The sequence below is a fragment of the uncultured Xylophilus sp. genome (genome assembly GCA_913776965.1).
GTDB lineage: Bacteria > Pseudomonadota > Gammaproteobacteria > Burkholderiales > Burkholderiaceae_C > Xylophilus.
Map to the genome: position 1 here is coordinate 36,778 of CAJYQL010000124.1, position 8,142 is coordinate 44,919.

General features: G+C 72.2%; 8 protein-coding genes. 6 read left to right on the forward strand and 2 right to left on the reverse strand.

The window, feature by feature from the left end:
• Positions 1–11: 11 nt before the first annotated feature.
• Entirely contained in the window at positions 12–1,187 is a 1,176-nt protein-coding gene (locus QZ500_RS17640; RefSeq protein WP_295857077.1) for a PQQ-dependent sugar dehydrogenase, read from the reverse strand.
• A 36-nt stretch (positions 1,188–1,223) separates the two neighbouring features.
• Between QZ500_RS17640 and QZ500_RS17645 the strand changes: the two genes are divergently transcribed.
• Entirely contained in the window at positions 1,224–1,730 is a 507-nt protein-coding gene (locus QZ500_RS17645; protein WP_295857079.1) for a hypothetical protein, read from the forward strand.
• Here QZ500_RS17645 and QZ500_RS17650 read toward each other — a convergent pair.
• Positions 1,701–2,621, reverse strand: coding sequence for a LysR family transcriptional regulator (locus QZ500_RS17650; RefSeq protein ID WP_295857081.1), 921 nt, complete (start codon positions 2,619–2,621; stop codon positions 1,701–1,703). The genes QZ500_RS17645 and QZ500_RS17650 overlap by 30 nt on opposite strands.
• A 117-nt stretch (positions 2,622–2,738) precedes the next feature.
• On the opposite strand from QZ500_RS17650, the gene QZ500_RS17655 reads away from it, so the two are divergent.
• From QZ500_RS17655 to QZ500_RS17675, 5 genes are read left to right on the forward strand one after another with little or no spacing between them, the layout of a single operon-like run.
• A complete protein-coding gene (locus QZ500_RS17655; RefSeq protein WP_295857083.1) occupies positions 2,739–3,611 on the forward strand; it encodes a CoA ester lyase in 873 nt (290 codons plus the stop codon).
• 51 nt (positions 3,612–3,662) lie between these two features.
• A complete protein-coding gene (locus tag QZ500_RS17660) occupies positions 3,663–4,661 on the forward strand; it encodes a tripartite tricarboxylate transporter substrate binding protein (protein ID WP_295857085.1) in 999 nt (332 codons plus the stop codon).
• Positions 4,662–4,680: 19 nt separating this feature from the next.
• Positions 4,681–5,550: an amidohydrolase family protein gene (locus QZ500_RS17665; RefSeq protein WP_295857087.1), complete on the forward strand. Its 870-nt coding sequence runs from the start codon at positions 4,681–4,683 to the stop codon at positions 5,548–5,550.
• 39 nt (positions 5,551–5,589) lie between these two features.
• On the forward strand, positions 5,590–6,567 hold the full coding sequence (locus QZ500_RS17670; protein ID WP_295857088.1) for a tripartite tricarboxylate transporter substrate binding protein: 978 nt from the start codon (positions 5,590–5,592) through the stop codon (positions 6,565–6,567).
• Positions 6,564–7,781 (forward strand): CoA transferase, encoded by a 1,218-nt coding sequence (locus QZ500_RS17675; protein ID WP_295857090.1) that lies wholly within the window; start codon positions 6,564–6,566, stop codon positions 7,779–7,781. Before QZ500_RS17670 ends, QZ500_RS17675 begins: the two co-directional genes overlap by 4 nt.
• The last annotated feature ends 361 nt before the right edge of the window (positions 7,782–8,142 follow it).

Below are 8,142 nucleotides of genomic sequence, written 5' to 3' on the forward strand. Positions count from 1 at the left end.
GGTGCGAGCGTTCAGCGCGGCGTGACGCGCAGCACCCGGCCCTGTTCGGCGTCGGTCAGCAGGTAGAGCGCACCGTCCGGGCCGGCCCGCACGTCGCGCAGGCGCTCGCCGAGCTCGCGGAACAGGATTTCCTGCGGCCCCGGCACGCCGCCGGCCACCGGGACCCGGCGCACCGACCGCTCCTTCAGCGCAGCGACGAACAGGCTGCCGCGCCAGGCGGGGAAGAGGGGGCCATCGTAGTACGCCATGCCGGCCGGGGCGATCGACGGCGTCCATTCCGCCAGCGGCGCCTCGGTGCCGGGCAGGCGGGTGTACGGGGTGATGCGGGCGCCGGTGTAATCCACGCCGCCGGTGGCGACGGGCCAGCCGTAGTTGGCGCCGGCCACGATCCGGTTGAGCTCGTCGCCCCCTTTGGAGCCGTGCTCGTGGGCGTAGAGCGCACGGTCGGCAGCCACATACACGAGGCCCTGCGGATTGCGGTGGCCCAGGCTGTAGATCTCCGGCCGCGCGTCGCGCCGGCCGGCGAACGGGTTGTCGGCCGGCACCCGGCCATCGCGGCCGATGCGCACCGTCTTACCCCAGTGCGTATCCAGCCGCTGCGCATCGGTGCGCTCGACATTACCGTCGCCCAGGCCGACGGCCAGCGTGCCGTCCGGCAGCAGCGCCATGCGGGCGCCGAAGTGCTGGTCGTGTGCCTTGGCCGGCTCGGCAGTGAAGATCGGTTCCACCTCGCGCAGGCGCGTGCCGTCGAGGCGGGCGCGCACCACCCGCAGGTGGTTGGCCGACCGGCTGCCGTGCGCGAACGACAGGTAGATCCGACCGTTGGCGGCGAAGTCCGGGTCGACCAGCACGTCGAACAGGCCCGCCTGTCCGCGCACCAGTACCGGTGGCAGGCCCTCGACCGGCGCGGGCCGCAGGCGCAGCGTGCCGTCGGCTGCCGGCTCGATCAGCCGCAGCCGGCCCGCGCGCTCGGTGACCAGCATCCGGCCGTCGGGCAGGAAGGCGAGCGACCACGGGAAGGCGAGGCCGCTGGCGACGGGTGTGACACGGTAGTCGGCTGTCTGCGCGGCATGCACGGCCGCCGCCGCGCAGGCGAGCAGCACCGCCATGGTCCGGCGCCGCAGGCCAGTGCGCAGGCCGCGCGGTGCAGGGGCATCGGTCCGGGGCAGGTTCGTCGTGGGCATCATCGGGGCAGTATCGACCATCCCCGGACCGTTGCCGCCATGTCCCTTGTCGTCCCTTCGCCCGACGTTTCTGCTGCACCCCCATCCCGGCGGCGCTGGCTGCTCGCTTTCGGCGCCGGCCTGCTGCTGGCCGCGGCATGGGGGTCGGTGGTGCAGACCCAGTTCAACCTCTCGGCCGTCACCGGCCTCGGCGTGGCGGTGGATGCCGCTACGCGGCTGCGCACCACGCTGCAGGACCTGGTGTTCTTCGGCCCCATCTACGCCGGGCTGGTGCTGGCGGCCTGGCTGCCCGCCTTCGCGCTGGCGGGCTGGGTGGCACGTCGCTACCCGGCCGGACGCATCGGCCTGTTCGCCTGGGCCGCGGGCATCGGGCTGGTGGTGGCGGTGCGGATAGCCGATGCGGTAGCGCCGATGCCGGTGCTGATCTATGCGACCCGGACCTGGGACGGGCTGCTTTGGATGCAGCTCGGCAGCATGGTGGGCGGCGGACTGTTCGCCGCGCTCACCCGGTCCGCCTCACGCGCAGCCGCTGCCGGCCGAGGCTGACGGCCCGCCCGCGGCCGGCGTGGCCCGGGCGCGGGCCACCGCCTCGTCGCGGAAGGCTTCCACCAGCCGCAGCCGCTGCGCCGCACGCGACCAGACCAGCCCCATGCGCCGCGGCTCGCAGGGCAGCGGCAGCGGCAGGTGCGCCACCCGCAGGCCCTCGGGCCACGGCCGCACCCAGCGCGGCACCAGCGACACGCCCAGGCCCCGGTCCACCATCACCGCGATCGCGCCGAGCGCGTTGATCTCGAACCGCTCGCGCGGCACGATGCCGGCGCGGCGCAGGTAGCCGTCCGCGAGCTGGCCGCCCCATTGGCTGCGGTCGTAGCGGATCAGCGGCTCGCTGCGCAGCAAGGCATGCGGATCTGCGCCGGCCCAGCGCTCCGGCACCAGCAGGCCGAGCGGCTCCTCGTGCAGCAGCTGCCAGCACAGCGTCTTGGGCAGCGGCACCGGCGACTGCATGACGATCGCCACGTCCAGCTCGCCGCGCAGCACCGCGGGGTACATGTCCATCGAGAAGCCGGGCTGCACGAACACGGTGATGCCCGGATAGCGCTGCACCATCGCCGCGAGCAGGTCCGGCACCATGCCCTGCAACGCGTTGGTGCCGGCGCCCAGCCGCATCTCGCCGGCCAGCAGGTCGTCGTGGGCGGCGGCACGCAGTCCGGTCACCTGCGCGAGCAGGTCGCGTGCGTGCGGGGCGATGCGTGCGCCGGCCTCGGTCGGCACCACGGTCCGGCCGGCCCGCACCAAGAGCGGCGTGCCCAGCTCGCGTTCCAGCGCCCGCAGCTGCTGGCCGACCGCCGCCGGGGTGAGCTGCAGCCGGCGTGCCGCCTCGGCCATCGAGCCGTGGTCCAGCACCGCGACGAAGCTCTGCAGGAAGTCGGTGTTCATCGGTCGGGACGCAAGGAAATCTTCATTCTAAAAATAGATCGCCCCCATTCTTCTTGGCGAAGAAGCGGCGCAGACTCGCGGCTCCAGCGACTTCGTCCTTCCCAGGAGCCCCGTCCCGTGCGCAGCAAGCTCTTCGTCCCCGGCTCCCGTCCGGAACTCTTTTCCAAGGCGCTGGCCGGTCCGGCCGACGCGCTGTCCTTCGACCTGGAGGATGCCGTCGCCGAGGAACGCAAGGCCGAGGCCCGCGGCACGGTTGCGGACCTGCTGCAGTCGGCCGAGGCGCATGCCGCCGGCAAGACGCTGATCGTGCGGGTCAACGCGCTCGCCACGCCGCATTTCGCGGCCGACGTGGAGGCGGTGGTCCGCGACGGCCTGCACCTGCTTAACCTGCCGAAGGCCGAAACGCCCGATGAGGTGCGCACCGCCGCCGATGCACTGGAAGCCGCCGAGCGGCGCAACGGTGTGACGGCGCCAGTCGGCCTGCTGCTCAACATCGAATCGCCGCGCGGCCTGCGGCGGGCCGCCGAACTGGCGTCCGCGCATCCGCGGGTGGCGGGGCTGCAGCTCGGCTTCGGCGACCTGTTCGAGCCGCTCGGCATCGCCCGGCGCGACGTGGCGAACGTCCATGCGGCCATGTTCGCCGTGCGGCTGGCCGCCGGGGAAGCAGGCGTCTATGCGGTCGATTCCGCCTTCGCCGATGTGCAGGACACCGAAGGCTACATGGCCGAGGCCGACATGGCGCGGCGCCTGGGCTTCGTCGGCAAGAGCTGCATCCATCCGTCGCAGGTGGCGCTGGCGCACCGGGTGTTCCGGCCGGCCGACGCCGAGATCGCGCATGCGCTGCGGGTGCTGGACGCTGCCCGCGACGCGGAGGCGCGCGGCGTCGGCGCCTATGTGGTCGACGGCCGCATGGTCGACGGCCCGTTCGTCCGCCGCGCGCAGCGCATCGTGGACGATGCCCGCGCGCTCGGCCTGATACCCCCGGCCTGAGCCGGCCTGCCGGCGCCGTTCCCGCATCCATAACGACAGGAGACCCACCCCATGCCCCTCCACCCTTCGTCCAGCCGCCGGGCTGCTGCCGGCCTGTTGGCCGTGCTCGCCGTCTCGGCCCTCGCCGGCGCCGCGCAGCCCGCGCTCGCGCAGGACAGCTGGCCGTCCCGCGCGCTGACCATCGTCGTGCCGTACCCGCCGGGCGGCTCCAACGACGTGTTCGCCCGCGCGGTAGGCAAACGCCTCGGCGACGCGCTCGGCCAGCCGGTGGTGATCGACAACAAGCCGGGTGCCGGCGGCAGCCTCGGGACCGCCCTGGTCGCGAAGGCGCCGGCCGACGGCTACACGCTGGTCGCGGTGTCGTCGAGCTACGTGACCAACGCCGCGGTGCAGCCGAAGCTGCCGTTCGACCCGGTGAAGTCGCTGGTGCCGGTGGCGCCGATGGCCCGGGGTGCCTTCCTCGTCGCGGTGCGCCAGGACCTGCCGGTGAAGACGCCGGCGGAGCTGGTCGCGCTGGCCAAGGCGCAGCCCGGCAAGTTGAATTACGCCTCGTCCGGGCCGGGCAGCACCAACCAGTTCGCCACCGAGCTGCTGAAGGCCAGCACCGGCACGTTCATCACGCACATCCCCTACCGGGGCATGGCTCCGGCCACCAACGACCTGATGGGCGGCGCGGTGGATATCCTGATCGCGAGCAGCCCGTCGCTGCAGGCGGCGCTGAAGTCCGGCAAGGCCCGGGCGATCGCCGTCACCAGCCCGCAGCAGAGCCCGATCGCGCCCGACCTGCCGCCGATGGCCAGCGCCGCGCCGGGCTTCAACTTCGAGATCTGGTGGGGGCTGCTGGCACCGGCCGGCGTGCCCGACCCGGTGCTGCAGCGGATCAATGCCGAGGTCGCGCGCATTGTGAATTCCGCCGACATGAAGGCCTTCTTCCTGCGCGAGGGCGCCGAGCCGTTCTCGGCCTCGGTCGCGCAGTTCGGCCAGCAGGTGCGCAGCGAAATCCCGTACTGGCAGAAGATCGCCCGCCAAGCCGGCATCAGCCAGGAATAGCGCTGCGCAGCGCCTGCCCATGACCGCCTATTCCAATTCCGCCGGCACCGCGCCGCCGCACACGTCGGGCTTTCCGGATGCCTGCGACGCGCACATCCATGTCTACGACGCGCGTTTTCCCGAGACGGACGGACCCGCGCTGACCGCCACGCCGCGGCAGGCAACCGCCGAGGACTATGTCCGCATCCAGCGCCGGCTCGGCACCCGCCGCGCGGTGGTGGTGCAGCCGCGGGTCTACGGCACCGACAACCGGTGCACGCTGGACGCGATCGCGCAGCTCGGCCGCGACCGCACCCGCGGTATCGCGGTCGTCACGCCCGACGTGGCCGATACGGAACTCGCGGCCCTGCATGCCGGCGGCATCCGCGGCGTGCGCATGACGCTGCATGCCGCGACCGGTGCGCCGACCCGCATCGACATGCTGGAGGCGCTCGCGGCGCGCATCGCACCGCTCGGCTGGCACCTGCAGCTGCACCTGCAGGCCGACCAGATCGCGGCGCACGCCGCCACGATCGCACGGCTGCCCTGCACGGTGGTGTTCGACCACCTGGCCCGCTTGCCGCACGGTGCGGCGGGTCTGACCCATCCAGCCTTCGACACGGTGCGCGGCCTGCTGCAGGATGGCCGCGCCTGGCTCAAGCTGAGCGGCGCCTACCTGAACACCTCGTATGGGCCACCCGGATATGCCGACACCCATGCGGTCGCCCGTGCATGGGTCGCGGCGGCGCCCGACCGGCTGGTGTGGGGCAGCGACTGGCCCCACGCGACCGAGGAAACCCACAAGCCGGACGACGCCCGGCTGTTCGACCTGCTGGCCGAATGGCTGCCCGACGATGCCGTGCGCCGGCGGGTGCTGGTGGACAACCCGGCCCGGCTCTACGGCTTCTGAACCGCGCCTTCCGCAAGACCAACCCGACAGGAGACTTCCATGCAACTGAACCGCCGCGCGTTCTGCGCCTCGTCCGCCGCTGCCATCGCCACCGCGGCGCTTCCCGCAGCCTGGGCGCAGTCCGACTATCCGAACCGGCCGATCCGGCTGGTCGTCCCGATCGTCGCCGGCCAGGCGACCGACATCCTGGCACGCGTGGTCGCCGACCAGCTCGGCCGCGCGCTGGGCCAGCCGATCGTGATCGACAACAAGCCCGGCGCCGGCACCACCATCGGCACCGACTTCGTCGCCAAGGCCGCGCCCGACGGCTACACGCTGGTGATGGCGACCAGCGGCGGCTTCGCGGTCGCGCCGGCGCTCTATGCCAAGCTGCCGTACGACCCGATCCGCGACTTCGCGCCGATCACCAACCTCGGCACGGTCACGCAGACCCTGGTCACGGCCGCCAATGCGCCGTGGAAGGACCTGCCGCAGTTCCTCGCTGCGGCGAAGGCGAAGTCGATGAGCTATGCCTCCGCCGGCATTGGCACCACCTCGCACCTGGCGACCGAGGCATTCATCGGCCAGACCGGCATCCAGATGGTGCATGTGCCGTTCAAGGGCGTGTCCGAGGCGCAGCCGCAGGTGATCAGCGGCCAGATCGAGGTGATGTTCGACGCGCTGCCGGCGGTGCTGCCGCAGATCAAGGCCGGCCGCCTGCGGGTGCTGGGCGTCGGGTCGGCGCAGCGGTCGCCCTTCCTGCCGGATGCGCCCACCATCGCGGAGCAGGGCGTGCCGGGCTTCGAGGCGATCGGCTGGATCGGCGTGGCCGCGCCGGCGAAGACGCCGGCGCCGATCCTCGACCGGCTCAACACCGAGCTGCGCCGCATCATGGCGCTGCCCGAGACGCGCGAGAAGCTGCGCACGCTGTACTTCACCCCGGCCGAAAGCACCCGCGAGGCGTTCGCGCAGTTCATCGCGGCCGACCTCGCCAAGTCCGCCCGCGTCGCCAAGGCCGCCCGCATCACCGCCGAATGAACACGACGACCGCATCCGCCGACAGCCCGGCCCCCGGCCCGCTCGCCGGCATCCGGGTCCTGGACCTGAGCGCCTACATCGCCGGCCCCTACGGCTGCACGCTGCTCGCCGACATGGGTGCCGAGGTCGTCAAGATCGAGCCGCCGACCGGCGACAACCTGCGCAAGTACCCATCCACGCTGGCCGCGGAAAGCCGCGCCTTCATGGGCGTGAACCGGGGCAAGCGTGGCCTGGCGCTCGACCTGAAGAAGCCCGAGGCGCTGGAGGTGCTGCACCGCCTGCTGCAGGACGCCGACGTGCTGGTGCACAACTTCCGGCCGTCGGTGCCGGCGCGGCTGGGCATCGGCTACGAGCAGCTGCGCGAGCGCTATCCGCGGCTGGTGTACTGCGCCATGACCGGCTACGGCGATACCGGCCCGCTAAAGGACAAGGCCGGCTACGACCAGGTGCTGCAGACGCTGTCAGGCATGTGCATGCTGCAGGGCAAGGCGGGCGGGCCGCCCGAGATCCTGTACGGATCGGTGGTCGACTATTACGCGGCGGCGATGCTCGCGATGGGCGTGAGCGCAGCGCTGTTCGAGCGCACCCGCTCCGGCTGCGGCCAGTACGTCGGCGTGTCGCTGCTGCGCAGCGCGCTGGCGATGCAGTCGGCCCGCATGGTCTGGGCCGAAGGGGAGGGCCGCGACGTAGGGCGCGACATGCGTTCCGGCGGCATCACCGGGCTGCATCCGGCGCGGGAGGGTCATGTGTACCTGTCCGCCAACACGCCGCATTTCTGGCGCGAATTGTGCCGCCGCACCGGCCTCGACGCGCTCGCCGACGATCCGCGCTACGACACGGTGCGCAAGCGCGCCCAGCATGCCGACGAAATCGTGCCGCGCCTGCGCGCCGCGCTGCAGCAGCACACCGCGCTGGAATGGGAAGCGATCTTCGGCGAGGCCGTCCCGTGCGCCGCCGCACGGTCGGTGGAGGACATGTTCGACCATCCCCAGGTGTTGGCCGAGGGGCTGGTCGAAGACATGGAGCATCCGGTGGTGGGCCGCTACCGGGGTTTCGGCAAGCCGGTGCGCTTCGGCGACACGCCCGGCGGCAAGCCCCTGCCGTCGCCGACCTTCGGCCAGCATGCGGCGGAGATCCTCGCCGCGCACGGTTACAGCGACGCGCAGGTGGCGCAGCTGCGGTCCCTGGGGGTGCTGCCCGACACGATGGCCTGAAAACGGAAAAGCCCGCCGGGGAACCGGGCGGGCTTCGCAGAATTGGTCGTAGGCTCTTACGCGGCCCACGTTACGGCATTTTCACTTGCGGGAGTCACCTGTTGTTTTTCTCGTCGTGGCAACCCTGGTCCGACGCGCCGCCGTGAGATTCGACTTTGCCTGCGCAGGCAACCAAAAGATCTTGCGATACCTTGGGCAGCGCGGATTATAGGTCGCGAGCGAACAACCTCCCCGCCGCAAGGGCATCCAGCGCCTCCTGCAGGTTGCGGCGCGCCGCGGCATCGCAGCGCACGTGGAAGGCATCGGTGAGGTAGATGCGCGGCCGCTCCAGGAACCCGCGCAGCACCGCGCTGCGACCGGC